Origin of the sequence: Bradyrhizobium sediminis (assembly GCF_018736085.1) — a bacterium.
GTDB classification, from domain to species: domain Bacteria; phylum Pseudomonadota; class Alphaproteobacteria; order Rhizobiales; family Xanthobacteraceae; genus Bradyrhizobium; species Bradyrhizobium sediminis.
Window position 1 is genome coordinate 3,903,503 of record NZ_CP076134.1, and the last position, 26,784, is coordinate 3,930,286.

General features: G+C 64.5%; 22 protein-coding genes. 9 read left to right on the top strand and 13 right to left on the bottom strand.

The features are described from left to right. The first annotated feature begins 37 nt into the window (after window positions 1-37). The 3 genes from hpaD to KMZ29_RS18815 are packed head-to-tail and all read left to right on the top strand — an operon-like array spanning window position 38 to window position 3,575. Window positions 38-1,021 (top strand): 3,4-dihydroxyphenylacetate 2,3-dioxygenase, encoded by a 984-nt coding sequence (gene hpaD, locus KMZ29_RS18805; protein ID WP_215620625.1) that lies wholly within the window; start codon window positions 38-40, stop codon window positions 1,019-1,021. A gap of 24 nt (window positions 1,022-1,045) precedes the next feature. Then, window positions 1,046-1,918: a fumarylacetoacetate hydrolase family protein gene (locus tag KMZ29_RS18810; RefSeq protein ID WP_215620626.1), complete on the top strand. Its 873-nt coding sequence runs from the start codon at window positions 1,046-1,048 to the stop codon at window positions 1,916-1,918. Between the two features lie 28 nt (window positions 1,919-1,946). Beyond that, window positions 1,947-3,575, top strand: a complete 1,629-nt coding sequence (locus tag KMZ29_RS18815; RefSeq protein WP_215620627.1) for a thiamine pyrophosphate-dependent enzyme — start codon at window positions 1,947-1,949, stop codon at window positions 3,573-3,575. A 96-nt stretch (window positions 3,576-3,671) separates the two neighbouring features. Here KMZ29_RS18815 and KMZ29_RS18820 read toward each other — a convergent pair whose 3' ends face one another. The 5 genes from KMZ29_RS18820 to KMZ29_RS18840 all read right to left on the bottom strand — a co-directional run bounded on the left by KMZ29_RS18820 (window position 3,672) and on the right by KMZ29_RS18840 (window position 8,566). Further along, the gene (locus KMZ29_RS18820) at window positions 3,672-4,904 is read right to left on the bottom strand and encodes an MFS transporter (protein WP_215620628.1); all 1,233 of its coding nucleotides are present in this window, start codon (window positions 4,902-4,904) and stop codon (window positions 3,672-3,674) included. 56 nt (window positions 4,905-4,960) lie between these two features. Beyond that, entirely contained in the window at window positions 4,961-5,614 is a 654-nt protein-coding gene (alkB, locus tag KMZ29_RS18825) for a DNA oxidative demethylase AlkB (RefSeq protein WP_215620629.1), read from the bottom strand. An 11-nt stretch (window positions 5,615-5,625) separates the two neighbouring features. Continuing rightward, window positions 5,626-6,375 carry a 2OG-Fe(II) oxygenase gene (locus KMZ29_RS18830; RefSeq protein WP_215620630.1) on the bottom strand — a complete coding sequence of 250 codons (750 nt, stop codon included), beginning with the start codon at window positions 6,373-6,375 and terminating at the stop codon, window positions 5,626-5,628. A gap of 162 nt (window positions 6,376-6,537) precedes the next feature. Next, window positions 6,538-7,224, bottom strand: a complete 687-nt coding sequence (locus KMZ29_RS18835) for a DUF2848 domain-containing protein (protein WP_215620631.1) — start codon at window positions 7,222-7,224, stop codon at window positions 6,538-6,540. Then, on the bottom strand, window positions 7,217-8,566 hold the full coding sequence (locus KMZ29_RS18840; protein WP_215620632.1) for an amidase: 1,350 nt from the start codon (window positions 8,564-8,566) through the stop codon (window positions 7,217-7,219). The genes KMZ29_RS18835 and KMZ29_RS18840 overlap by 8 nt, the downstream gene beginning before the upstream one ends. Before the next feature lie 266 nt (window positions 8,567-8,832). Between KMZ29_RS18840 and KMZ29_RS18845 the strand changes: the two genes are divergently transcribed. The 3 genes from KMZ29_RS18845 to KMZ29_RS18855 all read left to right on the top strand — a co-directional run bounded on the left by KMZ29_RS18845 (window position 8,833) and on the right by KMZ29_RS18855 (window position 11,415). Next, window positions 8,833-9,246: a Zn-ribbon domain-containing OB-fold protein gene (locus tag KMZ29_RS18845; protein ID WP_215620633.1), complete on the top strand. Its 414-nt coding sequence runs from the start codon at window positions 8,833-8,835 to the stop codon at window positions 9,244-9,246. 5 nt (window positions 9,247-9,251) lie between these two features. Next, window positions 9,252-10,391 carry a thiolase C-terminal domain-containing protein gene (locus KMZ29_RS18850; protein WP_215620634.1) on the top strand — a complete coding sequence of 380 codons (1,140 nt, stop codon included), beginning with the start codon at window positions 9,252-9,254 and terminating at the stop codon, window positions 10,389-10,391. 109 nt (window positions 10,392-10,500) lie between these two features. Beyond that, the gene (locus KMZ29_RS18855) at window positions 10,501-11,415 is read left to right on the top strand and encodes an SDR family oxidoreductase (protein WP_215602710.1); all 915 of its coding nucleotides are present in this window, start codon (window positions 10,501-10,503) and stop codon (window positions 11,413-11,415) included. A gap of 65 nt (window positions 11,416-11,480) precedes the next feature. Here KMZ29_RS18855 and ppc read toward each other — a convergent pair whose 3' ends face one another. The 3 genes from ppc to KMZ29_RS18870 form a co-directional block, all read right to left on the bottom strand. After that, complete coding sequence (gene ppc / locus KMZ29_RS18860) at window positions 11,481-14,279, bottom strand: phosphoenolpyruvate carboxylase (protein ID WP_215620635.1); 2,799 nt, start codon at window positions 14,277-14,279, stop codon at window positions 11,481-11,483. A 248-nt stretch (window positions 14,280-14,527) separates the two neighbouring features. Further along, the gene (locus KMZ29_RS18865) at window positions 14,528-16,072 is read right to left on the bottom strand and encodes an acyl-CoA synthetase (RefSeq protein ID WP_215620636.1); all 1,545 of its coding nucleotides are present in this window, start codon (window positions 16,070-16,072) and stop codon (window positions 14,528-14,530) included. 130 nt (window positions 16,073-16,202) lie between these two features. Further along, window positions 16,203-17,018: a crotonase/enoyl-CoA hydratase family protein gene (locus tag KMZ29_RS18870; RefSeq protein ID WP_215620637.1), complete on the bottom strand. Its 816-nt coding sequence runs from the start codon at window positions 17,016-17,018 to the stop codon at window positions 16,203-16,205. A 107-nt stretch (window positions 17,019-17,125) separates the two neighbouring features. Between KMZ29_RS18870 and KMZ29_RS18875 the strand changes: the two genes are divergently transcribed. Together KMZ29_RS18875 and KMZ29_RS18880 are read left to right on the top strand one after the other, a co-directional pair. Continuing rightward, a complete protein-coding gene (locus KMZ29_RS18875; RefSeq protein WP_215620638.1) occupies window positions 17,126-17,998 on the top strand; it encodes an SDR family oxidoreductase in 873 nt (290 codons plus the stop codon). A gap of 227 nt (window positions 17,999-18,225) precedes the next feature. Continuing rightward, window positions 18,226-19,803, top strand: a complete 1,578-nt coding sequence (locus KMZ29_RS18880) for a fatty acid--CoA ligase (protein ID WP_215620639.1) — start codon at window positions 18,226-18,228, stop codon at window positions 19,801-19,803. 733 nt (window positions 19,804-20,536) lie between these two features. On the opposite strand, the gene KMZ29_RS18885 is transcribed toward KMZ29_RS18880, so the two are convergent. Continuing rightward, on the bottom strand, window positions 20,537-21,499 hold the full coding sequence (locus KMZ29_RS18885; protein ID WP_215620640.1) for an IS110 family RNA-guided transposase: 963 nt from the start codon (window positions 21,497-21,499) through the stop codon (window positions 20,537-20,539). Between the two features lie 608 nt (window positions 21,500-22,107). After that, entirely contained in the window at window positions 22,108-23,382 is a 1,275-nt protein-coding gene (locus tag KMZ29_RS18890) for an acyl-CoA dehydrogenase family protein (RefSeq protein ID WP_215620641.1), read from the bottom strand. Between the two features lie 223 nt (window positions 23,383-23,605). On the opposite strand from KMZ29_RS18890, the gene KMZ29_RS18895 reads away from it, so the two are divergent. Then, window positions 23,606-24,385 (top strand): enoyl-CoA hydratase-related protein, encoded by a 780-nt coding sequence (locus KMZ29_RS18895; protein ID WP_215624333.1) that lies wholly within the window; start codon window positions 23,606-23,608, stop codon window positions 24,383-24,385. A 126-nt stretch (window positions 24,386-24,511) separates the two neighbouring features. Here KMZ29_RS18895 and KMZ29_RS18900 read toward each other — a convergent pair whose 3' ends face one another. Genes KMZ29_RS18900 through KMZ29_RS18910 form a run of 3 tightly spaced genes read right to left on the bottom strand, consistent with a single transcriptional unit; the run spans window position 24,512 to window position 26,671 of the window. Beyond that, entirely contained in the window at window positions 24,512-24,892 is a 381-nt protein-coding gene (locus KMZ29_RS18900) for a DUF6285 domain-containing protein (RefSeq protein WP_215620642.1), read from the bottom strand. Between the two features lies 1 nt (window position 24,893). Further along, a complete protein-coding gene (locus KMZ29_RS18905; RefSeq protein ID WP_215620643.1) occupies window positions 24,894-25,883 on the bottom strand; it encodes a phosphotransferase family protein in 990 nt (329 codons plus the stop codon). After that, window positions 25,880-26,671: an enoyl-CoA hydratase/isomerase gene (locus KMZ29_RS18910; protein WP_215620644.1), complete on the bottom strand. Its 792-nt coding sequence runs from the start codon at window positions 26,669-26,671 to the stop codon at window positions 25,880-25,882. Before KMZ29_RS18910 ends, KMZ29_RS18905 begins: the two co-directional genes overlap by 4 nt. Window positions 26,672-26,784 lie beyond the last annotated feature (113 nt).

Sequence of the window (26,784 nt, forward strand, 5' to 3'; positions counted from 1 at the left end):
AATGACGCCGTAGTGACAACGTCAAAAAGGCCCCCGCATGCCCGTCCCGCAACACGTCTTCGATCCGCCGTTCAACATCATCCGCTGCAGCCACGTCGTGCTCGACGTGGTTGACCTCAACGCTTCCAGCGCGTTCTACGAAACCACCGTCGGGCTGCATGTCGAGGATCGCGACGACAGAGCGGTTTATCTGCGCGGCAGCGAGGAGCACCAGCATCACTCGCTGGTGCTGCGCAAGGCGTCTGCCGCCGCCTGCAACCGGCTCGGGTTCAAGGTCGGCAACGAAAACGATCTCGACAAGGCGGCCGCCTTCTTTTCCGAGAACGGTGTTACGTACGCATTCACCGAGCAGCCGTTCCAGGACCGCACGCTGCACTTCACCGACCCCTTCGGCTTCCAGATCGAACTCTATGCCTCGATGGAAAAGCGTCCGCATCTGCTGCGGCGCTATGACCTCTACAAGGGCTGTCATCCGCAGCGGCTCGACCACTTCAACGTGTTCGCCGCCGAGGTTCAGGACACCGTCGATTTTTACGCGCGATTGGGCTTCCGCCTCACCGAGTATGGCGAGGAGGACGGGCCGCAGGGCCGCATCGCCGCGGCCTGGATGCATCGCAAGGGCAACGTGCACGATTTTGCGATTACCAACGGCAAGGGCCCTCGCCTGCACCATTTCGCGTACTGGGTGCCGACCGCGATGAACATCCTGCACCTGTGCGACGTGATGGCCTCGAGCGGCTTCCTCAAGAACATCGAGCGCGGGCCCGGCCGTCACGGCATTTCCAACGCCTTCTTTCTCTATGTCCGCGACCCCGACGGCCATCGCCTCGAGCTCTACACCAGCGACTACTTCACCGGGGATCACGACCATGAGCCGATGCGCTGGTCGCTGAAAGATCCGCGGCGGCAGACGCTGTGGGGCGCGCCGGCGCCGCGCTCCTGGTTCGAGCAGGGATCGCCGTTTACCGGACAGACGGTCCGCGAGCCGCTGTTCGTCGCCGACGTCACCATTGCCGACTGATTTCCCGATCGTATCGGACACCTGATGACTTTTCCCCGCCTTGCGACCTACGCCATCGACGGCTCGACCAGATACGGCGCGGTCGTCGATGGCGGCATCGTCGATCTCTCCGCGAAATTCGCCAAGCAATACCCGACGTTGCGCGAGGTGATCGCCGCGGGCGCGTTGACGAGGCTGGCCGAGGAAGCCGCGCGGCATCAGCCGGACCATGCGCTGGACGCCATCACCTGGCTGCCGCCGATTCCCGCGCCGGAAAAGATCATCTGCATCGGCGTGAATTACCCCGACCGCAACGCCGAATACAAAGACGGCCAGGAGGCGCCGAAATATCCGAGCATGTTCATGCGCACGCCGCGCTCCTTCGTCGGCCACAACACGCCGCTGGTGCGGCCGCGCGCCTCGGCACAGCTCGATTACGAGGGCGAACTGGTGCTCGTGATCGGCAAGGCCGGCCGGCACATTCCGGAAAGCGCGGCGCTGGATCACATCGCCGCCGTCACGCTGTGCAACGAGGGCACCATCCGCGACTGGGTCCGGCATGCCAAGTTCAATGTCACGCAAGGCAAGAACTTTGACTCTACCGGCAGCCTCGGCCCCTGGCTGGTGCCTTACACCGATGAAAAGCAGATCGCGGATATCCGGCTGACGACGCGGGTCAACGGCGAGACGCGGCAGGACGACCGCACCGGCCGCTTGATCTTCGGCTTCCGCTATCTCATCAACTATCTCTCGACCTTCACGACGCTGGTGCCCGGCGACGTCATCGTCACGGGCACGCCGACCGGCGCCGGCGCGCGGTTCGATCCGCCGCGCTATCTCAAGCCCGGCGACGTCGTCGAGGTTGAGGCCGAAAACATCGGCGTGCTGCGCAACGGCGTGATCGACGAGGCCCCATGATCTTTCTTGCGAGCGATTGGACAAGACAATGACAGTGAGTTCCGGCGGCGAAGCGATTGTCAGCGGCCTGGTCGCGCACGGGGTCGACACCGTGTTCGGCCTGCCCGGCGCGCAGATCTATGGCCTGTTCGACGGATTTCATCTGGCGCAGCTCAAGGTGATCGGCGCACGGCACGAGCAGGCTTGCGGTTACATGGCCTTTGGCTATGCGCGATCGTCCGGCAGGCCCGGCGTGTTCAGCGTGGTGCCCGGTCCGGGCGTGCTGAACGCCGGCGCTGCGCTACTGACCGCGCTCGGATGCAACGAACCGGTGCTGTGTCTCACCGGACAGGTGCCGACGCAATTCCTCGGCAGGGGCCGCGGCCATCTGCACGAGATGCCGGACCAGCTGGCCACGCTCCGCACCTTCGTGAAATGGGCCGACCGCATCGAATATCCCGATAACGCACCGGCGCTGGTCAGCCGCGCCTTCCAGGAAATGCGGTCGGGCCGGCCCGGGCCCGCCGCGCTGGAAATGCCTTGGGACGTCTTCACCCAGCGCGCGGCAACCGGCCCGTCAAAGCCGCTCGATCCGTTGCCGGCGCCGCTGCCCGATCCGGACCGCATCAAGGCCGCCGCGGCGCTGATCGCCGGCAGCAAGACGCCGATGATCTTTGTCGGCAGCGGCGCCATTCACGCCCGCGACGAAATCCTGGAACTGGCGGAGCTGATCGACGCGCCCGTGGTGGCGTTCCGCAGCGGCCGTGGCATCGTCTCCAACGCCCATGAACTGGGATTGACCATGGCGGCGGCCTATCGGTTGTGGCCAAAGACCGATCTGATGATCGGGATCGGCACCCGCATGGAACTGCCGGCCTCGTCGTTCCGATGGCCGTTTCAGCCGGCCGGCCTGAAATCCATTCGTATCGATATCGATCCGTCGGAGATGCGCCGCTTGACGCCGGACGCCGCTGTGGTTGCTGACGCGGAGGCCGGCACGCGCGAACTGCTCGCGGCGGTGAGAAAGGCTGGTTACACCAGGACCAGCGGCCGCCGCGCTGCGATCCGCGAGGCCTCGGCGGCGGCGCTGCGTGAGATCCAGTCGGTACAGCCGCAGATGGCCTACCTGAACATCCTGCGCGAGGTGCTGCCGTCGAACGCCATCGTCACCGACGAGCTGTCGCAGGTCGGCTTTGCCTCCTGGTACGGCTTTCCGGTCTACGAGCCGCGCACCTTCATCACCTCGGGCTATCAGGGCACGCTCGGCTCGGGCTTTCCGACCGCACTCGGCGCCAAGGTCGCGAATCCAAATACCCCGGTGGTCGCGATAACGGGCGACGGCGGCTTCATGTTCGGCGTGCAGGAGCTGGCGACGGCCGTGCAGTTCAACATCGGCGTGGTGACGCTGGTGTTCAACAACAATGCCTATGGCAATGTGCGACGCGACCAGCGCGAGCGTTTCGAGGGGCGCGTGGTGGCGTCCGACCTGGTCAATCCGGATTTCGTCAAGCTCGCGGAATCCTTCGGCGTCGGCGCCGCCCGCGTCACCTCACCGGACCATTTCCGCGCCGCGCTGGAAAAGGCGCTGGCGTATGGCGGGCCCTATCTGATCGACGTCGAAGTGCCCAGAGATTCGGAAGCCACACCGTGGACGTTCATTCACCCGGCGAAGCCTTAAACCCACCCTTCGTCATTCCGGGGCGCGAGCCATTGGCGAGCGAACCCGGAATCTCGAGATTCCGGGTCTGGTCCTTCGGACCATCCCGGAATGACGTCAGACCCTTCTCAACTGCGCGCTCTGCTGCACCCGCGACGCCGCGATCACCAGCAACCCCGCGCCGGCGACCGACCAGCACGCCACCGGCGCCCACTGCAGCAGCGGGGCGTATTCCGGCAGCTTCTGCAGGCCGCCCGCGACCGCCGCCATCCGCGCGAAGGTGGCGAGCGCCAGCGCGGAAAACACCAGCCCCACCACCTTGCCCTCGGCGCCGGTGTCCCCGATCGCCAGCGCGGCTGCAACCGCGCTCATCAGCATGCAGCCCCAGGCCGCGCCCGCGACGAACTGCGCAGCAATCAGCATGTTGAGATTGCCTGCGAACTCCGCGCCGAGCACCGCCAGGGCGCCGAGCAGGCCGGCCGCGCCCATCACGATCAAGCCGCCGCGATGCTTGACCACCACGCTGGCCGGAAACATCGCGATGTTGAAGCCGATCCAGAACACCGGCAGCAGCCACTGCAGATCGTCGGGCTTGGCGAAGCGCAGGAAGAACGGCGCGCTGTTGATGCTGAAGTGCAATTGATAGCCCAGCGAGAGAAGGACCATCGATGCGACGAAAAACATCGGCATCTGGCCGAGCGGCTTTGCGGACTCGGCCGGCTTTTGCGCGGATACCGGCTGCTGCGACAGATCGCGCTCGACCCTGGACAAGGCCAGCGCGGTGAGCAGCAACACCACGCCCGAAATCACGAAGGGAAGCCGAGCGTCATGATTGCGCAGCACCACGCCGAGATAGGGCGACACCGCGCCGGCCAGACCGTAACCGAGCATCGCCAGCGCCGACAGAAACGGAATCGCCGGCTTGGCGCGGTGCTTGCCGAGCAAGGTAAGCGGCGGCGCGCGCAGCGCCGACGAAGTGACGACCCAAACCACGATCAGCGTGATGAACCAGACCTGCGCGCCCGGGCCGGTGCCGGCGACGAACGGCAGCGCCACGAAGGCCGCACAGGAGACCGCCGTGACGACGCCGACGAACGCGCCGAGCCGGCCGACGAACGGCGCGATCCTGTCGGCGGCGATTCCCATCGCGGTATCGGTGATGGTGAAGATCGCCTGATCCAGCATCAGGATCAGGATCACGGCCGTCGGCGCGATCCCGACCTGCGCGGCGAGCTTCGGCAGATAGATCACGTAAGTGGTCCAGCCCAGCGTAAATACCAGCTGCAGGACCGCGAGATAAACGCCGGTCCGGTTGGTGGTCGCGTCGGCCGTCATTGCGGTATCGCTCATGGTCGCCTCCCAGCGCGGGAAGCATAGACCGGAGGAGGCTTTGATGGAAAGCAGCCTTAGCGCACCTTGCGGAAGGTCAGGTTGATGCGCTGCCGCCCCAGCACAGCGTGCTCGCCGTCGGCGAGCGGCGCGACGCCGTGGAATGCCAGCCGCGCCGGCCCGCCCCATACCACGACGTCGCCATGCTCCAGCCGAAACCGGCGCGGTTTGTCGCTGCGCTGCAAGCCCCCGAACAGAAAGATCGCGGGCAGCCCCAGCGAGACCGAGACGATCGGCGCGCCGAAATCCTGCTCGTCCTTGTCCTGATGCAGCGACATCCGCGCGCCCGGCTCGTAGCGGTTGATCAGGCAGGCATCCGGTGAAAAGCCGGCGAAGCCGGCCTCAGCCGCCGCCTGCGCGGCCATTGCGCGAAGCGATGGCGGCATCGCCGGCCATGCCTTCCGGGATTCCGGGTCGACACCGTCGTAACGATAGCCGGCGCGATCGGTTACCCAGCCGGCGCTGCCGCAATTGGTCATCGCCACCGACATCTGATGGCCGCCCGGCGTCACCATGTGGCGAAACGGCGCCTGCTCGACGATCCCTCCGATGTCAGCGATCAGCTCGACTGCGAACGGCCTGGCGAAGCCGCGCAGCAGCACGGCGCCCTCCGCCATCGTCTCCCGCGACGGGCGGACATCGGGAACGCCTTCGAACAGATCAGCCGTCAATAAACCCGCGCTCACTTCGCATCGTGAAAGATCACACCGGCGGTGTGGCGGTGGCCGGAGCGGATCCGGCTCACGCCATGGCGCAGATTAACCCGGTAGACCCCGCGCGCCCCCTGCACCGGCCTGACATGCACAGCAAAAGCCACAGCATCGCCCTGCGCCAGCGGCACCACTTCGGGCCGCGACTGCATCCGCGGCCGCTGCTCGGTCAACACGAATTCGCCGCCGGTGAAGTCGCGACCCGGTTCCGACAACAGGATCGCGACCTGCAGCGGAAACACGTGTTCGCCGTAGAGATCCTGATGCAGGCAATTGTAGTCGCCGGTTTCGTATTGCAGCAGCAGCGGCGTCGGCCTGACCTGGCCGGCTTCATGGCAGCGCTTCAGGAACGCGTCGTGGCTTTCGGGGTAGCGAATGTCGATGCCCATCGCCTCGTTCCAGCGATCGGCGATACCACGAAGCCGGGCATAGAGCGCCGGGCGCAGCGCCGCGATCACAGGGGGCAACGGATAGGAAAAATACTTGTACTCACCGCGGCCGAAGCCGTGGCGTCCCATCACCACCCGGCTGCGGAATTGGCTGTCGTCCGGATAGAGCGCGGCCAGTGCGCGGCATTCTTCCGCCGACAGCAGTCCCTTCAGGACGGCGCAGCCCTGCGCGTCGAGATCAGTGGCCGCCTGCGTCCAGTCGACCGCGTCGACGCGCGCGGCGATGTCGGAAGGTGGTGCGGGACGGATGATGGCTTTTGCGGTTATTTTCATGAACGGCAGTTTCGCAAATTGACCCAACTCGCGCCACCCGATTTCCGGGAGGTCTATCCCTTCCGTCATTGCGAGCGAAGCGAAGCAATCCAGCTTTGGAACTAGCGGAACCCAAGCTGGATTGCTTCGTCGCTAACGCTCCTCGCAATGACGGCTAAATCCTCAGCCCAGCACCGGCAGCACGATCACGTCATAGGCGTGCCGGATGCTGCGCTTGAGCACGGGGTCCTCAAGTTCATACTCGAAGCGGTCGGCGGGGCGGATGCCGCCCTTGGCTGCAAAGGTGCCGCCGAACATGGCGCAACCGTCAGGCAGCCCCTTGCCGCCGAAACCGCGCTCGATGAGTTCCTTGACCGGCAACATGCTGTCGAGCGTGCCTTCCTGGTACAGGACGCGTTCGCCATCGATCCGCGCCCATGAGCGCAGGATCAGCCGGTCCCAGTGGCCGATGACGTCCTTGAGTTCCCACAGCACTGGCGCCATCACCTTGTCGCACATCTGTTTCGACACCGTGACGCTGTAGGCCTCGACCTTGCGGTCGGTATGATCGGAGCCGAGGCCGACAAGGATGCGGCCCTGCCAGCCGATCAGCACGAACTCGACCTCCCCGCTGGAATCTCCGCCGCAGACCTCGATGCAGTCGGTGGTCGTCAACCGCCGGGCGGAGACGCGGTAATAGATCGGCGTCGAGGCCGGCCGGGCAATGCCGATCGCCTCGAGTTCGGCGATGTGCTTGTCGCGCGCCACCGGATCGCGACCGGTCCAGCCCGCGATCACGGCCTTGTCGATCGGCAGCGTCAGCGGCGTTGTCGTGCCCTGGGCATCGACGGTGAATGTGAGATCAACCACGGATCGCCTCCTCGATGCCGGCGGCGAGTTCGAAGATGCGGCGGTCCGATCCGCCCGCTGCCGCCAGCATCAACCCGACCGGCACCTCGCCTTCGCGATGCGCGGGCAGCGAGATCGCGCAGCCGTCGATCATGTTGATCAGCGTGCAATTGCGCAGCGACCGCAAATTCTCCCTGGCGAAATCCTTGTCGTCGGCGAGATCGGCGATGCGCGGCGGCGTATTGGCGGTGGTCGGCATGACCACCGCGTCATAGGGCGCCAGACGAATGGCGGCGCGCGCGACCAGCGACTTCCGGGCGCCGACAAGATCGACATAGTCGGCCGCGCTCAGGCTTTCGCCGCGCATGATCCGCATCGACACCCGGGGATCGTAGACATTGCCCTTGGCGGCAATCAGGTAGCGATGCCAGGCATAGCTTTCCGCGGCGACAAAGCCGCCCTTGGCGATCATCACCACGACATCGAGGAATTCCGGCACCTCGATCCGCTCGATCAGCGCGCCCTGGCGCGAAAGCGTCTCCAGCGCGCGCTCGAATGCTTTCGCGACCGCCTCGTCGAGATCGTCGAGCGCCACCGTGGTCGGCACCGCCAGCCGCATGCCCTTGATCGGGCGCGGCTGCAGCGAAACGAGGGTTTCATCGGCGAGCACGGCGTCGAGCGCCGCGCAGCAGGCAACGCTGCGCGCCAATGGACCGATGCTGTCGAGCGTGAACGAGAGCGGCACCGCGCCATCGAGCGGTACCCGGCGCTGCGTCGGCTTGAAGCCGACGATGCCGTTATAGGCCGCCGGAATCCGGCAGGAGCCGCCGGTGTCGGTGCCGAGCCCGCCATGCGCCATGCCATCGGCGACGGAAACCGCAGCACCCGACGACGACCCGCCGGGCACATGGCCGGCCTTGCGATCCCACGCGCCCTTCGGCGTGCCGTAATGTGGATTGATGCCGATCCCGGAATAGGCGAACTCGGTCATGTTGGTGCGGCCGATCACGACGAAGCCGGCGCGGCGCAATCGCGCCACCGCAGGCGCGTCGACTTCCGCCGGCGGCGAATCGTCGAGCGCGCGCGAACCGGCCCGGGTCACCTGCCCCCTGATGTCGAACAGATCCTTGATCGAGACGGGAATGCCGGCAAAGCGCGACGGCGCGGCCTTGACCTCGCGCAGCCGGTCCATCGCTTCGGCGGCCTCGATCGCGGCTTCCGCATCGACGTGAATGAAGGCCCGCGCGCCCTCTCCGGAAGCGTCGGCGATCCTGGCGAGACATTCATCGACCAGCTTGCGGGCACTGGTACGGCCGCAGTCGAGATCGTCGGCCAGGGTGGCAAGTGTCGGGGTGTTCGGCATCGCTAATTCTTTCCCTCCATCATCGCCGCGCCCTTGTCGGCGAACTCAACCGCAGGCTCGATGCGAACGGATTGCTTCGTCGCTGCGCTCCTCGCAACGCCCGGGACCCTAGCGCGGGAGATCGTTGGCACACAAGCGCTCTGGGCTGCAGGAATGAGGCTATGCAGCATTGCGGCTGGACCGTTGACGCCGGATGGTCAAATGTCGCATCAAGATCGCAACAAGCGGGCCGTGCGGCCCGATCCCGAAACGGAGGAAACGACAGGATGGCAGAGCCAGCGCGCGCGCGACCGAAACCGACTCCGGAAACCCAGCATTTCTGGGACGGCACGGCCGCCGGCGAACTGCGCCTGCAACGCTGCGACGCCTGCGCCAACGTCTATTTCCCGCCGCGCCCGTTCTGCCCGTCCTGCGCCTCGCGCAAGGTCAGCATCTTCAAGGCCAGCGGCAAGGCCACGCTCTACAGCTACGTCATCAATCACCGGCCCGCCGCGCCCGGCTTCACGCCGCCTTACGCGATTGCCGTCGTCGAACTGGACGAAGGCCCGCGGATGATGAGCAACATCATCGACTGCCCGCAAACGCCGGAGGCGCTCGAACTCGACATGAAGCTGGAAGTTGCGTTCGAGAAGCTCGACGACAAGATCACCCTTCCCCAATTCCGTCCGGCGAAGGGCTGAGCATCATGCGAAAGAATCAGGTCGCCGTGGTCGGCGCCGCCGAGACCACCGAGCTCGGCGTCATTCCCAACATGTCGCAGATCCAGCTCCACGCCGACGCGGCGCTGAACGCCATTGCCGACGCCGGACTGAAGCTGTCCGACATCGACGGCATCGCCACCGCGGTGGAGACGCCGCAGCAGATCGCACATTACCTCGGCATCACGCCGACCTGGGTCGACGGCACCTCGGTCGGCGGCTGCTCGTTCATGCTGCATGTCCGCCACGCCGCTGCCGCGATCGAGGCCGGCCTGTGCAAGACCGTGCTGATCACGCACGCCGAAAGCGGCAAGTCGATGATCGGCAAGCAGCCGCGTTTCACGCCGCCGGACAGCCTGAACGGCCAGTTCGAATCGCCGTTCGGCGTGTTCGGGCCGCCGAGCATGTTTCCGATTCCGGTGCTGCGCTACATGAAGACCCACGGCATCACCCATGAGCAGATCGCCATGGTCGCGGTGGTGCAGCGCGAATGGGCCGCAAAGAATCCGCGCGCCATGATGAAGGCGCCGATCACGGTCGAGGACGTCTTGAACTCGAAGATGATCGCCTATCCGTTCCGCATCCTGCAGTGCTGCCTCGTCACCGACGGCGGCGGCGCTCTGATCCTGACCTCGGCCGACCGCGCCAAGGACTTTCCGAGGAAGCCGGTGTACATCCTCGGCACCGGCGAGAGCGTGGAAACCCCGATGGTCAGCCAGATGCAGACTTTTGATAGCTCGCGCGCGTTCCGGACCGCAGGTCCCCTCGCGTTCAAGGAAGCCGGCATCACGCACAAGGACGTCGACCACCTGATGATCTACGACGCCTTTGCGCATCTGCCGCTGTTCGGCCTCGGCGATCTCGGCTTCATGCCGCACGAAGAGACCGGCAAGTTCATCGCCGACGGCAACACCCGCCCCGGCGGCAAGCTGCCGCTCAACACCAACGGCGGCGGCCTCAGCTACATGCATTCGGGCATGTACGGCATGTACGCGCTGCAGGAGAGCGTGCGGCAGATGCGCGGCATCGCGCCGGCGCAGGTCAAGGACGCCAGGATCTCGGTCTGCCACGGCGTCGGCGGCATGTTCGCGGCATCCGGCACCATCATCTTTACGAACGAACGGTAATCGCCTTCGTCATTCCGGGATGGTCCGAAGGACCAGACCCGGAATCTCGAGATTCCGGGTTCGATGCTTCGCATCGCCCCGGAATGACGAAGCACAACGGGAGAACCCAATGACAAAATCACTGCAGGATAAAGTCATCATCGTCACCGGCGCGGGACGCGGCATCGGCCGCGAGATCGCGCTGCTCTGCGCGGCGGAAGGCGCCAAGGTCGTGGTCAACGATCCCGGCGTCGCCGCCGACGGCTCGGGCACCAGCGCCGCGCCGGCCGAGGAAGTGGTCGAGGAGATCAAGAAGCGCGGCGGCACCGCGATCGCCAATTTCGAGTCGGTGGCGGAAGCGATCCCGGCCAGCAAGATCGTCAAGATGGCCACCGATCACTTCGGCAAGCTCGACGGCGTCGTCAACAACGCCGGCATCCTGCGCGACATGATCTTCCACCGCATGAGCGTGGAAGCCTTCGAATCCGTCATCAAGGTGCATCTGATGGGTTCGTTCTACGTCTCGCATGCCGCGGCGCGGCTGTTCCGCGAGCAGGAAAGCGGCTCGTTCGTTCACTTCACCTCGACCTCGGGCCTGGTCGGCAATTTCGGCCAGGCCAACTACGCCGCGGCCAAGCTCGGCATCGTCGGCCTGTCGAAGTCGATCGCGCTCGACATGAACCGCTTCAACGTGCGCTCGAATTGCGTCTCGCCCTTCGCCTGGAGCCGGCTGATCGGCACCATTCCGACCGAGACCGAGGAGGAAAAAGCGCGCGTCAAGAAGATCCAGCAGATGGGCCCGGAAAAGATCGCGCCGATCTGCGCCTTCCTGCTCAGCGACGCCGCCAAGGACGTCACCGGGCAGATCTTCGCGGTGCGCATGAACGAAATCTTCCTGATGAGCCAGTCGCGCCCCTTACGCTCGGTGCATCGCGGCGAAGGCTGGACCACCCAGACCATCGCCGAGCACGCCATCCCGGCGCTGAAGTCGTCGTTCTACAAGCTCGACCGCTCGGCGGATATCTTCAACTGGGATGCGATCTAGAAGAGTGCGAATGGGCAGTGGCGAATAGCGAATAGGGTTCTTTCATTCGCTATTCGCATCTTGCCTCACCCGCTATTTCTCAACCCCGCCGAAATCCCGTTGATGGTGATCTGGATGCCGCGCAGCACCGCTTCGTCGGGGTTTTGCGCGCGGTGTTCCTTCAACAGCTCCACCTGCACGTGGTTGAGCGGATCGAGATAGGGAAAGCGGTTGCGGATCGAGCGCTCCAGCAACGGATTGCTTTGCAGCAGGCGCTCCTGGCCCATGATGTCGAGCAGCATTTCAATCGAAGAGTGCCATTCGCGCCGGATCCGGCTGAAGATCTTTTCGCGCAGCTCGGCATCCGGCACCAGCTCGGCATAGCGCGAGGCGATCGCGATCGAGCTTTTTGCCAGCACCATGTCCATGTTCGACAATAGCGTGCGGAAGAACGGCCACTCGCGGTAGAGTTCCTTCAGGAACGGCATGCCCTTGTCGGGATGCTCCGCGATCCAGGCCTCGACCGCGCTGCCGAAGCCGTACCAGCCCGGCAGCATCAGCCGGCATTGCGCCCAGCTGAACACCCACGGGATCGCGCGGAGATCCTCGATCTCGCGGGTTTTCTTGCGTGAGGCCGGACGGCTGCCGATGTTCAGCGTTGCGATTTCGGTGATGACGGTGGAGGACCAGAAGTAGTCGGCAAAGCCCTCGGTCTCATAGACCAGCCCGCGATAGGCTTTGAAGGCCAGCGACGACAGCTCTTCCATCGCCTGCAGATATTCGGCGCGCGGCGCGCTGTGCTTGGGCTGCAGCAGGCTTGCCTCCAGCGTCGCCGCGGCGAGGATTTCCAGGTTGCTGCGGCCGACTTCAGCGTTGGAATATTTGCTGGAGATGATTTCGCCCTGCTCGGTGATCCGAATCTGGCCGTTCACCGCGCCGCCGGGTTGCGCGATGATGGCGTCGTAGCTTGGTCCGCCGCCGCGGCCGACCGAGCCGCCGCGGCCGTGAAACAGCCGCAGGCGGACGTGGTGGCGTTCGAACACCTCGATCAGGCCGATCTCGGCCTTGTAGAGCTCCCAGCCCGAGGTGACGAAGCCGCCGTCCTTGTTGCTGTCGGAGTAACCCAGCATCACTTCCTGGACCGCACCGCGGCTGTCGACCAGCTTGCGATAGTCGTGAATCGACAGCATGCGATCCATGATGCCGCTGGAAGCCTGCAAATCCTCGATGGTCTCGAACAGCGGCACGATGTTGATCGCGCTGCGGCCGGAGGGATGCACGAGGCCGGCCTCCTTCAGGAGCAGCGCGACCTCCAGCATGTCGGACACCCCCTTGCACATGGAGATGATGCATTGGGGAATGGCATCGCTGCCGAACTTGGCATGGGCCTCGGCCGCCGCGTGGAAGACGGCGAGTTCGCCCAGCGTCTCCTCGCCGTATTTGACGAAGGGCGAGGTCAGCGGCCGCGCGTTGCCCAGTTCCTTCGCGAGCAGCGCGATCCGCGCCTCCTCGCTCAAGGCCAGGTAGGACATGCCGGGCATCGCCGCGTCGATCAGCTCGGCGACCGTGCGCTCGTGCACGGCGGAGTTCTGCCGGATATCGAGGCTGGCGAGGTGGAAGCCGAAACAATCCACGGCGCGGCGCAGCAGCCGCAGCCGCCCGCGCGCGATCACGCCGGCATTGTTCGAGATCAGCGAGCGATAGAGAATGTCGAGATCGGCCTTGAATTCCTTCACGCCGTCATAAGGCGCGGCTTCGCCGACCGGCCGCCGGGTAATTCCGACATCCAGCCGCAGCGCAGTCGCGGTGAGCCGCGCGTAGATGCCTGACACCGCCAGCCGATACGGCTCGCCGCTTCGATGCGGCGACTTGTCGGGCGAGCGCTCGGCGAGCGCCCGCAAATCCTTCGAGATATCGGTAAGATGCGCCGCCAGCGACAGTTCGGAGCCGAGTACGTGCAACTCCTCGAGATAGAAGCGCAGCACGCGGCTCGACTGCAGCCCGAGCGTTCCCCGCATCACTTCCGCCGTCACGAACGGGTTGCCGTCGCGGTCGCCGCCGATCCAGCTTCCCATCCTTAGGAAGGACGCCAGTTCGCCGCGCGCGGCGCTGTCGCCCTCGTTCAACCGGTCCTCGAGCGCGCAATGCAGCCGCGGCACCTCGCGCAGGAAGGTGTAATCGTAGAATGAAAGACCGTTGGTGACTTCATCGAGCACGGTGAGCTTGGTGCGGCGCAGGAGATTGGTCTTCCACAGCGTCAGCACCGCGCGGCGCAGCTGTTCGTCGCTCGCCTCGTTTTCTTCCGGAGTCAGCTGCACCCGTTCGCGCCGGTCGAGCAGGGCGGCGATCTCCATCTCGCGGTCGATCGTGCTCTTGCGGCGAACCTCGGTGGGGTGCGCGGTCAAAACCGGACTGACCAGCGCTTCAGCAAAGAACTTGCGCAGGTCGGCCGCGCTGAAGCCGGCCGTGCGCGCATGCGCCAATGTCAGCGCCAGCGTTCCCGGGCGCGGGGTGCCGCCGGCGGTCGCGCGCACCCGCATCTGCCGGATGTTGTTCTGATCCTCGGCGATGTTGGCGAGATGCGAAAAATAGCTGAAGGCGCGGACGATGCGCACGGTCTGGCTGGTCGACATGCTGTCGAGGATGAGTTCGAGCTCGTGCCGCGCCGGCTTGTCGTCATCGCGATGGAACCGGATCGAGGTCTGCCGGATGCGTTCGACCAGGTCGAACACGTCGGCGCCCTCCTGATCGCGCACGGTGTCGCCGAGGATGCGCCCGAGCAGACGGATGTCTTCGCGGAGCCGCGCGTCCGCCTCGATGGCGGCGATATCCTCGCCACGGCTGGGACGCACGTCAGACTCTGAAGGCATGGTCTGGGACGACATGACGCTGCTCCAGAAATTGCCCGGCCTCTATTGAGTCGCAATTTTTTTGCCGCAGCGCAAGATAAAGATGGAGGCGATGCCAACCAGAACTGCCGACCTCATCCTGAGGAGGCCGCGACGCGGCCGTCTCGAAGGATGGGCCACACGGGCCTTTCATGGTTCGAGACGCGCGCCGGACAGCGCAAGGGCGCTGCCGGGAAGACGCGCTCCTCACCATGAGGAACTGCTGGTTTTCCCGCAACAGCGAGCTAAATCTTCCGCCCTGCCCGCTCCCAATAGGGATCGCGGAGGCGGCGCTTGAAGATCTTGCCGGAATCCTCGCGCGGCAGGCTGCCGTGGATTTCGACGTGTTTCGGCACCTTGTAGTCGGCCAGCGAGGCCTTGAGCTGCGCGCGGATCGAGCCAGCATCGAGCGTGACGCCGGGCTGCGGTTCCACCACCGCCATCAGCGCCTCGCCGAATTCGGCGTCGGGAATGCCGAACACCGCGCAGTCGTGCACCCCCGGCACCGCATGCAGCGCGGCCTCGATCTCGGCGGGATAGATGTTGACCCCGCCCGAGATCACCATGTCGCGCTTGCGGTCGCAGATGAAGACATAACCATCCTGGTCGATATAGCCGACGTCGCCGGAAGTAATGAAGCCGTCGAGATCGATCTCGGCGCGCTTCTCCGGCTTGTTGTGATAGGTGAAGTCCGGATTGCCCTCGATCTTCGAATAGATCTCGCCGATCTCGCCCTGCGGCAGGATTTTCCCGTCTTCCCCGACGAAGCGGAGTTCGGCGCCCGGCGCGATCCTGCCGACGGTGCCGGGCTTCTTCAGCGCATCCTCGGAATTGGCGAAGGTGACCGCGCCTGACTCGGTGGAGCCGTAGAATTCATAGATCACCGGCCCCCACCATTCGATCATCGCGCGCTTGACGTCGGCCGGACAGGGCGCGGCGGCATGGATGATGTGGCGCAGCGAAGACATGTCGTATTTCCTGCGCACCTCTTCCGGCAGTTTCATCAGCCGGATGAACATGGTCGGCACCATGAAGATGGTGTCGATCTTCTCGCGCTCGACCAGCCGCAGGAATTCCTCGGGATCGAACCGCGGCATCAATACCAGCGCGCCGCCGAGACGGCCGGCGCGCAAGCCAAACGAGTTCGGTGCGGAATGATACAGCGGGCCCGGCAGCAGCGCCCGCGCGCCCGGCTTCAGGCCATAGATCATCGCCCGCATGGCTTCCGCGTTGGCGGTCTGCTCCGGCGTCGGCGCGTTGCGCTTTACCCCCTTGGGATGACCCGTGGTGCCCGAGGTGTAGATCATGTTCTGTGGCTGCGGCAGCGCCGGTCCGTCATAGGGCGCCTGCTGCTTCAGCCAGGATTCCAGATCGGTCGCGAAATCGGGCGTGGCGAGATGCGCGGGATCGATCTTGTAATTGCCAAGGATTTCCGGCGGCGTCGGCACGCTGAGCACGGTGACGCCTGGGGAAATCGCGTCCCGCAGTTGGTGCAGCATATCGGCGTGGCCGATCAAGACCGGCGTTCCGGAATCCTTCAGGATGTAATTGATTTCCTCCGGCTTGAAGTGCCAGTTCACCGGCACGCCGTAGGCGCCGAGCCGCATCGCGGCATAGGCCGCCTCGATGAAGGCGATGTCGTTGCGCATCAGGATGCAGACGCTGTCGCCCTGCCTGACGCCGAGCTTCTGCAATCCGGCGGCGATGCGATCGGCGCGATCGGCGACCTCGGCGTGGCTGCGCTTGCGTTGACCGCTGATGATGCCGAGGAAAAGCTGTTGGGTTGTCATTGTCTCTTTCCGATCTGAAGTCGGGTTATGGAGTAATCCGGTCATTCCGGGGCGATACGGAAGCATCGAACCCGGAATCTCGAGATTCCGGGTCTGGTCCTTCGGACCATCCCGGAATGACGATGAAGATTCATCCAACGTCCGCAAACCGCGGCGCGCGCTTGTCGATGTTGGCGCTGACAGCCTCGAGCTGGTTGGGGCTGCCCATCAGTTTCATCTGCTCGACGGATTCGGCGAGCAGCGCCGGACCGGGATCGACGGACAGATTGTTCAGCATGCGCTTGCAGGCGCGGATCGCGTCCGGGCTCTTGCCCGCGATCTCGCGTGCGAGTTCGAAGGCGGTGGCGCGCGGATCGTCGCAGATGCGGGTGGCGAGGCCATAACTCAGGGCCTCCTGCGCCGAGAAAATCCGCCCGGTATAGGTGAGTTCGCGCAGGATATCGTCGCGGACCAGGCTGGCCAGGATCGGCGTCCCCGCCATGTCAGGCACCAGCCCCCATTTGATCTCCATGATCGACATCCGGGCGTCGGGGGTTAGGAAACGCATGTCGGCGCCGAGCGCGAGCTGAAATCCGCCGCCGAACGCCACGCCCTGGATCGCAGCGATCACCGGCACCGGCAGCTGCCGCCAGCCCCAGACCGCAGCTTGCGGGAAATTGGCCTTGCCATGGGTGCGCGCGGAAAGGTCGCGCTTTTCGCCGCCCGCGATCCCGTTGCCGCCCTTTTCCTTCATGGCGGCAAAGCGTCCCATATCGAGACCGGCGCAAAACGCTCGGCCTTCGCCGGACAATACTACCGCTCGCACGCCTTTTTCCTGGGCCAGCCGGGAGGAAGCGGCAACCAGCGCCTCGAACATCGCGGCATCGAGCGCGTTCATCTTGTCCGCCCGCATCAGGCGGACGTCGGCGACGCCCTCCGAAATCGTGATCTTGACGCGATCTTCCATCCGAATTCTCCCCTGCACTTCTCTTTGTTGCGGCTTTACAGAAAGGCGTTGGACGGATTTAGTCAATCAACCAATTAACTGACAATCCCTTTGGGCGGAAGCCAGACATGTTCAGCGAACAACTCCTTGCCGGCCGGCGCATCCTCGTCACCGGAGGCGGCACCGGGCTCGGCAAATCCATGGCCGAGCGCTTCCTTCAATTGGGCGCCGAAGTCCATATCTGCGGCCGCCGCAAGAGCGTCTGCGACGAAACTGCAACCGAATTGATGGACCTGCACGGTGGGCGTGTGGTCAGCCACGGCGTCGATATCCGCAACGCCATGGCCGTCGACGAGATGATCGAGGCGATCTGGACCAGCGGCCCCCTCACCGACCTCATCAACAACGCCGCGGGCAATTTCATCTCGCGCTCGGAAGACCTGACCCCGCGCGGCTTCGATGCGGTCGCCAACATCGTGATGCACGGCACCTTCTATGTAACCCATGCGGTGGGCCGCCGCTGGATCGCCGCCAGGCAGCGCGGCAATGTGGTCTCGATCACCGTCACCTGGGTGCGCAACGGCTCGCCCTATGTGGTGCCGTCGGCGATGAGCAAATCCGCGATCCACGCCATGACCATGTCGCTCGCGGTGGAATGGGGCAAATACGGCATCCGCCTCAACACCATCGCGCCCGGCGAAATCCCGACCGAGGGCATGAGCAAGCGCATCAAGCCCGGCGACGAGGCCGGCGCCCGCACCAAGGCGCAGAACCCGATGGGCCGCGTCGGCACCATGGAGGAACTGCAGAATCTTGCGGTGTTCCTGATTTCCGGCGGCTGCGACTGGATCAACGGCGAGACCATCGCCATGGACGGCGCCCAGGCGCTGGCGATGGGCGGCAACTTCTACCAGTTGCGCGACTGGTCGGATGCCGACTGGAACCAGGCGCGCGAGTCGATCAAGGCGCAGAACGAAAAGGACCGCGCTGCAAGGGGGTGATCCACACTCGATGTCGTCCCTGCGAACGCAGGGACCCATAACCACCGCCGGCAGTTGTTACAAAGGCAACTTGCGACATTGCCTGAATTGATGGGCCCCGGCGTATGGGTCCTCGCGTTCGCGAGGACGACATCGCTGAGAAATAGTCAGGGATATCGGCCCGTATTGTCTTTGCCGCGCAACGACGCCACTATCGCGACAATAAAAACAAAACCCACGGGAGAAACATGTCCGAGACCCAGGAACCGGCCAACCTCGCCGACATGGTGCGGGCGCGGGCGAAGGCCCGCGGCGATGCCATCGCCTATGAATTCGACGGACGCCAGACCTCGTTCGCCGAGTTCGACATCAAGACCAACCGCGTCGCCAACGCGCTGATCGCGCTCGGGGTCAAGCCGGGCGAACGCATCGCCTATCTCGGCAAGAACAGCGACATCTATTTCGAACTGCTGATGGGCGCGATCAAGGCCAATGTGGTGATGGCGCCGGTGAACTGGCGGCTGGCGGGGCCGGAAGTCGCCTTTATCGTCGATGACTGCAAGGCGCCGGTGCTGTTCGTCGGCCCCGAATTCATCGCCCAGGTCCGCAATATCCTGCCGCAGCTGCCGAGCGTTCGCCACGTCGTCACCACCGAAGGCGGCGCGCCGGAATGGCAGGATTTCACGGCGTGGCGCGACGCTGAGAGCAGCGACGACCCGAAGGTCCCGATCGACCGCAAGGACATCGCGATCCAGCTCTACACCTCCGGCACCACGGGCAAGCCGAAAGGCGCGATGCTGTCGCATGCCAACTTTCTCAATCTGGTGGAAACCGGCCGCGACCAGAAGCCCGACTGGAACAAATGGTCTGTTGACGACGTCTCGCTGGTGGCAATGCCGATCTTCCATATCGGCGGCTCCGGCTGGGGCGTGATGGGCCTCTATCACGGCGCCAGGGGCGTCATCGCGCGCGAGTTCGATCCCACCAAGGTGCTGGATTTCTTCGAGCAGTCCGGAATTACAAAGCTGTTCATGGTGCCGGCCGCGATGCAGTTCGTGGTGCGGCAGCCGCGCGCACGTCAGGTGGATTTCTCGCGGCTGAAATACATGCTCTATGGCGCATCGCCGATCCCGGCGGCGCTGCTGAAGGAATGTATCGAGGTCTTCAAATGCGGCTTCGTGCAGATGTACGGCATGACCGAGACCACCGGCACCATCGTGGCGCTGCCGCCGGAAGATCATGTCGAGGGACTGGACCGGATGCGCTCGGCCGGCAAGGCGCTGCCCGGCATTGAACTTGCGATCCTCGATGCCAACGGCAACCAGCTGCCGCCGGGCGAAGTCGGCGAGATCGCGACCCGCTCCGGCTCCAACATGGCCGGCTACTGGAATCTGCCGGAGGCCACCGCCAAGACGCTCGGCAGCGACGGCTGGCTGCGCACCGGCGATGCCGGCTATATGGACAAGGACGGCTACCTCTACATCCACGACCGCATCAAGGACATGATCATCTCGGGCGGCGAGAACATCTACCCCGCCGAGGTCGAGAGCGCGATCTGCGACCATCCCGACGTCGCCGAAGCCGCTGTCATCGGCATCCCCGACGACAAGTGGGGCGAAGCGGTCAAGGCGATCGTGGTGATGAAGCCGGGCAAGAGCGCAACCTCATCCGACATCATCAACTTCACCCGCGAACGCATCGCCGGCTTCAAGACGCCGAAATCGGTCGACTTCCTCGATGCGCTGCCGCGCAACCCCTCCGGCAAGATTCTGCGGCGTCATTTGCGCGATCCGTATTGGGCGGGGAAAGACCGGCAGGTGAATTGAAGCGAACCCGCAGGCGTCGTCCCCGCGAACGCGGGGACGACGTGGTGAGAGAGCTGAGCGCATTGCGAGCCCGGTACCGGCCTCGGGGTCGACCGCCTCACCAACACCGTCATTGCGAGCGTAGCGAAGCAATCCATCTTCCTTTGCTTTGTCGAAATGGATTGCGTCGCGGAGCTCGCAATGACGTTGATGGATTCCGTATCCTCCACGCTAAGCTTGCTGCGGCAAAATAACCCGTCGGGCAAAATTTCCCTTTCGCTGTCGGGCAAATCACTTCTACGACTCCCGCCATCCTCTCCCGGAGGAAGGGGCGTTGGCCATCGTCACCGAACGTTGGGATGGGATGCGGTGGACGCGGCGGCATCGTGCGCGCGATGGGATGGCAGGGCGGGCTTCACGGCCCGTGAGCGGTCACAGGACGTGCTGACGAGCGGTGCTGCAGCGTACGGTGAAGTCGTGTGGTCCTGACAGCCTCTGGGTTGGCGTCAAGTCCTTGCGGAGGCGAAGCCGGCCCAACCGGGCGTCAGGCCAGCCATATCCGCGGGGCGACGGTGACAAACAAATCCTGATCGCCGGGGAGCAACTGTATTTTACGTAGACCTGTGATCGGCCGGCCTCAAGGCTGGCGCTGCGCGCCACCGCCTTCGGCGGCTGACGGCCTTGACCCCGTCCGCTCACCGGTCTTTTGGCTTTGCATGCGCTCGGTCCTGGACCGAGCGCAGGGTTCGCTCGATCAGCTGACCGCGTAGCGTTTGGCGTCCCACTTCTGGCGCCGCTCGATCATGATGTTGAGAATGCTGATCAGCTTGCGCATGCAGGCAGTGAGCGCCACCTTCTTCAGTTTTCCCTTCGCCACCAGGCGGTCGTAAAAGGCCTTCAACACTGGATTGTGCTGTGTCGCCGCCCCAAGGCAGGCCATATAGAACATGTTGCGGGTCCGGCGCCGTCCGCCCTTGATGTGCCGTTCGCCTCGACGTCGGCCACTGTCGTCATCGTAAGGAGCTACACCCAACAAGGAGGCCACGATCTTGTTGTTGGCCTGGCCCAGCTCCGGCATGGCGGCAATGAGCGCAGCAGAGGTGACACGGCCGAGTCCCGGAACGCTTTCGATGATCTCGGCGAGTTCGGTAAAACGCGGCGTGGCCTGGATCATGGCTGAGATCTCAGCCTCGATCTTGACCAACTCGACGGCGATCGTCTTCGATATCCGGGCGTGAATCCGCTGCACCGCAGCCGGTAACGCATGCTCGCCCTGGCTTGCCAGCTTGGTTTGCATATCCTTCAGTGCCTGGCGCGCATTGACCATCTGGTGAAGCTGCTCGCACGTCGCATCGTAGGCCTGGCCCCGAGCTTCGTCGAAGGTCTCGGCGAACCAGGCAATCATCTCGGCATCGATCGTGTCATTCTTGGCGAGCCGCCCGGCCGATTGAGCGAAGCTGCGAACCCGCTTCGGATCGACGATCCGAACCTCGATCCGGGCGTCACGCAGCACCTTGGCCCACTCGCGCTCGTAGCCGCCGCTCGCCTCCATCACCGCCTTGCCGACCTTCTTCCGGCGGAGCCACGAGGCCAACTCGCGCCGGCCCTCCGCCGTGTTTGCGAACGTGCGCCTCAACGACAGCGAACGAATGCAACCATCCACCTTGTCTTTAGCGACATCGATCCCCGCGACAACGAGATCATTTTGTGCCATCATCCAGCTCCCTTCCTTGCTCGGTCCGGGCTCTAAGCCCATGCAACTGTTCGGGTTGAGGAAGACACCGGATCTGTCCCACGCTCCCCGGCAGGCTCTAACGGCCTTCGAGCACGAACGGGCTCAGATCCAGCGACGGGCGGTTGGTGAGAACCGCCCGTTCGCACATTCTGGCAGATTTTGCGGACACAAGAGCGCGCTATAAGCCGTAAAGCCATTGCGCAGGGAATGTCGGATCGCCTCCGCTGCCCTGTATGCTCGTGTGCGTTTTTTACTCGTGCATTTTGCACACGAGACCGCGGGTGCAGCGCGCATCCGGCATTCCCTGCTCCCTCTTCTTTCGAGGGACAACGAAACGCAAACCTCGGGCGCATCCCGTCGCGAGAACGCAAACGCGTATCTGCTGTTTGACATTCGAATCGGAAGGCGGCGACGAAGGCGACACATTCTCGCGTCGTCCCCGCGAACGCGGGGACCCATACGCCGTGCCGTAGTGGCTACGGGAAGTGAAAGTGGCCTTGTTGAAGCGTCACGCTCCCACAATAGACGACCGGGGTTATGGGTCCCCGCGTTCGCGGGGACGACGTGGTGATGGAGTTGCGGTCTCCCCTCTAATGCTTCCCCGCCCCCATATATCCGAACAGGAATCCCGCGACCTTCCGCTTCTGGATTTCCTCGCTGCCTTCGGTGATGCGGTAGCGACGGTGATGGCGGTAGATGTGTTCGAACGGCTTGTGGCGTGAATAGCCCATGCCGCCATGCACCTGCATGGCGCGGTCGGCGGCCTCGCAGCACAGCCGGTTCGCCCAGAAATTGCACATCGAGACCCGGTCGGACAGCGTGTGCTCGACCTGGGCCTGGGTCAGCTGGTCCATCTCCCAGGCGGTCTTGCGGATCAGAAGCCGCAGCATCTCGGCTTGCGTCGCCAGTTCCACCAGCGGCCACTGGATCGCCTGGTTCTCGGCCAGCGCCTTGCCGAACGGCTTGCGCTCGCGGGCGTATTTCACGCTTTCATTGATGCAATAGACCGCAGCGCCCAGCGAACTCGCCGCCTGCCGGATGCGATTTTCGTGGACGAAGCATTGCGCCAGCGACAGGCCGCGGCCGATTTCGCCGAACAGCGCGTCGTCGGGCACGAACACGTCGGTAAAGCTGACGCGCGGATGATCGGTCGGCATGTTGAAGGTCCACATGTACTCCTCGACCTTCACGCCTTTGGCTTTCGCCGGCACCAGGAAACAGGTGATGCCGCGGGCATCGCCGTCATTGCCTGACGTGCGGGCAAACAGCGCGCAGTGGGTGGCGACATGCATGCCGGTGGTCCACATCTTCTCGCCGTTGATCACCCAGCCCTTGACGCCGTCGCGGGTCGCCTCGACCGCGCGGGTTTCCATGTGGGTGGCGTCCGAACCGTGCTCGGGCTCGGTCAGACCGAAGGTGATGCGGTATTTGCCGGTGATCGAACCGTCGATCATGGCCTTCTGGTCGTCGCGGCCGTAGCGGTCGAGCATGGTGACGATCGGCAGGTTGCCGACGATGGAATGCTCGTTCTGCAGGTCGTTGTGCAGGCCGAGCCCCTTGGCCGCGAAATGCTCGCGGATCACGGCCATCCAGAGATTGGAGCCGTCCTTGCCGCCATAGCGCTTCGGGATCGCGAAGCGCAGATGGCCGGCGGCATCGGCGAGATTCTTGGCCTTGCGCAGCAGCACTTCCCAGTCATGCCGCGGCAGGCCGCCGTTGTCGAAATCGGTGCGCGCCCATTCGCGGCGATGGTCGAAGAAGCGGATGTTATCGTCGGCCTCTTCGAGCGGCTTGATCTCGCGGGCGATGAAGCGGTCGAGTTCGTCGAGATAGGCGACCAGATCGGCCGGCAGATTGAAATCCAAGGCGGTCTCTCCCGGAGATATCGTTATCGTCGATTTGCGTTTAGGCGCTGCGAGGCGCTGCTGCTCGGATCGATTAAGGTGAGAAGACGACGGCCAAGTCAAGCAACCGCATGGGGCTTGGCACGCGCAGGCGCTTTGCGTAATTGGATGGTATCGGACGGCGGGCACACGCTACTATCCCGGCCAATATTCTTCGCCGCAGAAAATCGAAATGGGAGCCAACATGGACCTGAAATTCTCCAAGGTAACGCGCAAGGGCCCGGTCACGATCGTGACGCTGTCGCGCCCCGAAGTGTACAACGCGCTGCATACCGACGCCCATTTCGAGCTGCAGAAGGTGTTCGACGATTTCTCTGCCGATCCGGAACAATGGGTGGCGATCGTCACCGGCGCCGGCGACAAGGCGTTCTGCGCCGGCAACGACCTGAAGTGGCAGGCGGCTGGCGGCAAGCGCGGCTGGGACAAGGGCGGCTTTGCCGGGCTGACCTCGCGCTTCGACTGCGACAAGCCGATCATCGCCGCCGTCAACGGCGTCGCGATGGGCGGCGGCTTTGAAATTGCGCTGGCCTGCGACCTCATCATCGCATCGGAGAATGCCACCTTCGCGTTGCCCGAGCCGCGTGTCGGCTTAGCTGCGTTGGCTGGCGGCGTGCACCGGCTGCCGCGCCAGATCGGGCTGAAGCGCGCCATGGGCATGATCCTGACCGCGCGCCATGTCGGCGCCAAGGAAGGGCTCGAACTCGGCTTCGTCAACGAGGTGGTGCCGCAGGGTGAAGCGCTGGCGGCGGCCGAGCGCTGGGCGGAGACGATCTGCAAGAACTCGCCGATGTCGATCCGCGCCTCCAAGCAGGCGATCCAGAAGGGGCTGTCGGTGTCGCTGGAGCAGGCGATATCGGAGCAGCGCGAGTATCCTGCGGTGAAGGCGATGGCAGCGTCGCAGGATTACATCGAGGGCCCGAAGGCGTTTTCGGAGAAGCGCCCGCCGAAATGGGTGGGGAAGTAAGGGGACGCATCCCCCTATCCGCTGTCATTGCGAGCGAAGCGAAGCAATCCATGGATCAACAGAAAGAAAGATGGATTGCTTCGTCGCAGGTGCTCCTCGCAATGACGATGCGGGTAGGCGGTCGCACTAAGCGCCCTTACTTCCCAACTCCCTCTTATATGACGCATAATTCGGCTGATCGACCGCGAGCTTGTCCATCGTGGTCTGCCAGAGGTGTTCGGCCAACCCAGGCGTCTGCAGGTCGGCTTCGCCGCTGGCGATGCGATCGGCGAGCATGCGGTTGAGTTCGCCGAGCGAGCCCTGCTGGCCGAGCAATTGCGACAGCCGGGCGAGTTCCGCCGTATCGCTGCCCTCTTCGAGCTCGAGTTGGCGCGTCACCAGATCGAGCGCGTTGATCGAAACCCGCAGCTTGAACGCGTTGTGCCCGCTGATCAGGGGTGCGATGTCGTTGCGCAGGAAATCCGCGACCGCCTTGATCAGTTCTTTCGGTGTCGGTTCGTCCTGCATCTCAGCCTCGCTCTCTCGGTGCCAGCAACCGCAACAGATCGATCTCGGTTTCCGAGGAGCGGCGGCCGATCATGGCGCGTTCGATGGAGTGCTCGGGCGAGAGGCGAAAACGCTGCATCATGCCGCAGCACATGATGCCCCAGCGCAGCGTGCCCATCACTTCCCAGAATTTGACGCGATCGGGATCGACGCGGCGGCCGGCCGCCTCGTAACCGGCAAACAGTTCCTCGCGCGTGCCGAAACCGCCGACCGGCTTGTCGATCTCGCCGAAGCGCCACGAATTGACGCAGATCCAGCCGAGGTCCTCCATCGGATCGCCGAGATGCGCAAGCTCCCAGTCCAGCACCGCGCGCACGCCGTCGGGGCCGATGATGAGATTGCCATGGCGGAAATCGCCGTGCACCAGCGTCACTTCCCCGGATGGTCCGGGATCGTGGTCGCGCAGCCAGCGCAGCGCCAGCTCGAACACCGGCCGCGGCCAATCAAAGCTGCGGTAGTCCCGTTCGAACTCGTCGATTTCCTTCGCCGCCGTCATGCGGCGAAGCTCGGGCAATTGCGCCGGATCCAGTCCGTGGATGCCGGCCAGTACCTTGCCGATCTGGCGCGCCAGGATCGGACGCGCCGATGCAAACTCGGCGTCGCGCAGGATCTTGCGCGGGATGGTTTCGCCCTCGACCCGCGCCATGATGAAGCCGGTGCCGAGTTCGTCCTGCGGCTGCAGCACATGCAGCACCCGCGGCGACGGCACGCCCGCATCGTAGGCGCGCTGCATCAGGATGGCCTCGGCATCGAGCCCGGCCGCACGCGAGGGCGCTGCGCCATAGCCCGGCGGCGCGCGGCGCAGGATCGCGCCTATGTTGCCGCCGGGATGGACAATGTCGAACGACCAGGTCTCCTGGCTGGCGCCGCCGGAGAGCCGGGCCGCGTTGATCACGCCGGTCGCGCCCTCACACCACGTCGCGACGCAACGCCCGAGCGCTTGCTCCATCATTTGCCCTTGAACTTTGCGGGCCGCTTCTCGAGGAACGCGGTGACGCCTTCCTTGAAATCTTCCGCCGAACCCGCCAGCCGCTGCGATTCAAATTCGAGGTTGAGCTGCTCCTCGAACGAGTTGTCGGGGCTTTCCCAATACATCTTGCGGATCAGCGACAGCGCGATGGTCGGGCCGTTCGCCAGCTCATGAGCAAGCTTCATGGTCTCTTCCGTCAAGGCCGCGTCGTCATAGACCCGGTTGACCAGACCCCATTCCAGCGCCTTCTCGGCCGGCAGGCGTTCGCCCAGCAGCGAAAGCTCCACCGAGCGCGCCTTGCCGATCAGCCGCGGCAACAGCCAGGTCGAGCCGCAATCCGGCACCAGGCCGATGCGGCGGAACGCCTGCAGGAAGTACGACGAGCGCGCGCACAGGATGATGTCGCCCATCAGCGCGAAGCTCATGCCGGCGCCGGCGGCCGGTCCATTGACCGAGGTGACGATCGGGCAATGCAGGTTGCGCAGACGGCGCAGGAACGGATGGAATGCGGTTTCGAGCGAAGAACCGGCATTGCTCTTGCCCGGCTTCTGGTTGTTGCGGCCCTGCAGATTGGCGCCGGTGCAGAATGCGCGGCCCGCGCCGGTCAGAACGAGGCAACGCACCTCCGCCTTCTTCTCGTCGATGGCGTCGAGCGCCTCGCCGAGACCGCCCAGCATATCGATGGAGACCGCGTTCATGACCTCCTGATGGTCGAGCTTGAGAACCGCGACCGGTCCATCGAAATCGAGCGTGACGTGCTTGAATTGCATTGTTTCCTCGTGCGTTGTAGCCCGCGTTGTAAGCCGCGGTGGGCCGGATCTGAACTCTCGGGCCATATTTGATTTTCTGCGCGGCCTTGTCCATGGTTGGGCCAGTACACCTG

Excerpts from the sequence above, each read along its gene's own strand:
- hpaD (WP_215620625.1), top strand. The coding sequence starts at position 38 with ATGCCCGTCCCGCAACACGTCTTCGATCCGCCGTTCAACATCATCCGC.
- KMZ29_RS18810 (WP_215620626.1), top strand. The coding sequence starts at position 1,046 with ATGACTTTTCCCCGCCTTGCGACCTACGCCATCGACGGCTCGACCAGA.
- KMZ29_RS18815 (WP_215620627.1), top strand. The coding sequence starts at position 1,947 with ATGACAGTGAGTTCCGGCGGCGAAGCGATTGTCAGCGGCCTGGTCGCG.
- KMZ29_RS18820 (WP_215620628.1), bottom strand. The coding sequence starts at position 4,904 with ATGAGCGATACCGCAATGACGGCCGACGCGACCACCAACCGGACCGGC.
- KMZ29_RS18830 (WP_215620630.1), bottom strand. The coding sequence starts at position 6,375 with ATGAAAATAACCGCAAAAGCCATCATCCGTCCCGCACCACCTTCCGAC.
- KMZ29_RS18840 (WP_215620632.1), bottom strand. The coding sequence starts at position 8,566 with ATGCCGAACACCCCGACACTTGCCACCCTGGCCGACGATCTCGACTGC.
- KMZ29_RS18845 (WP_215620633.1), top strand. The coding sequence starts at position 8,833 with ATGGCAGAGCCAGCGCGCGCGCGACCGAAACCGACTCCGGAAACCCAG.
- KMZ29_RS18850 (WP_215620634.1), top strand. The coding sequence starts at position 9,252 with ATGCGAAAGAATCAGGTCGCCGTGGTCGGCGCCGCCGAGACCACCGAG.
- KMZ29_RS18855 (WP_215602710.1), top strand. The coding sequence starts at position 10,501 with ATGACAAAATCACTGCAGGATAAAGTCATCATCGTCACCGGCGCGGGA.
- ppc (WP_215620635.1), bottom strand. The coding sequence starts at position 14,279 with ATGTCGTCCCAGACCATGCCTTCAGAGTCTGACGTGCGTCCCAGCCGT.
- KMZ29_RS18865 (WP_215620636.1), bottom strand. The coding sequence starts at position 16,072 with ATGACAACCCAACAGCTTTTCCTCGGCATCATCAGCGGTCAACGCAAG.
- KMZ29_RS18870 (WP_215620637.1), bottom strand. The coding sequence starts at position 17,018 with ATGGAAGATCGCGTCAAGATCACGATTTCGGAGGGCGTCGCCGACGTC.
- KMZ29_RS18875 (WP_215620638.1), top strand. The coding sequence starts at position 17,126 with ATGTTCAGCGAACAACTCCTTGCCGGCCGGCGCATCCTCGTCACCGGA.
- KMZ29_RS18880 (WP_215620639.1), top strand. The coding sequence starts at position 18,226 with ATGTCCGAGACCCAGGAACCGGCCAACCTCGCCGACATGGTGCGGGCG.
- KMZ29_RS18885 (WP_215620640.1), bottom strand. The coding sequence starts at position 21,499 with ATGATGGCACAAAATGATCTCGTTGTCGCGGGGATCGATGTCGCTAAA.
- KMZ29_RS18895 (WP_215624333.1), top strand. The coding sequence starts at position 23,606 with ATGGACCTGAAATTCTCCAAGGTAACGCGCAAGGGCCCGGTCACGATC.
- KMZ29_RS18900 (WP_215620642.1), bottom strand. The coding sequence starts at position 24,892 with ATGCAGGACGAACCGACACCGAAAGAACTGATCAAGGCGGTCGCGGAT.
- KMZ29_RS18905 (WP_215620643.1), bottom strand. The coding sequence starts at position 25,883 with ATGATGGAGCAAGCGCTCGGGCGTTGCGTCGCGACGTGGTGTGAGGGC.
- KMZ29_RS18910 (WP_215620644.1), bottom strand. The coding sequence starts at position 26,671 with ATGCAATTCAAGCACGTCACGCTCGATTTCGATGGACCGGTCGCGGTT.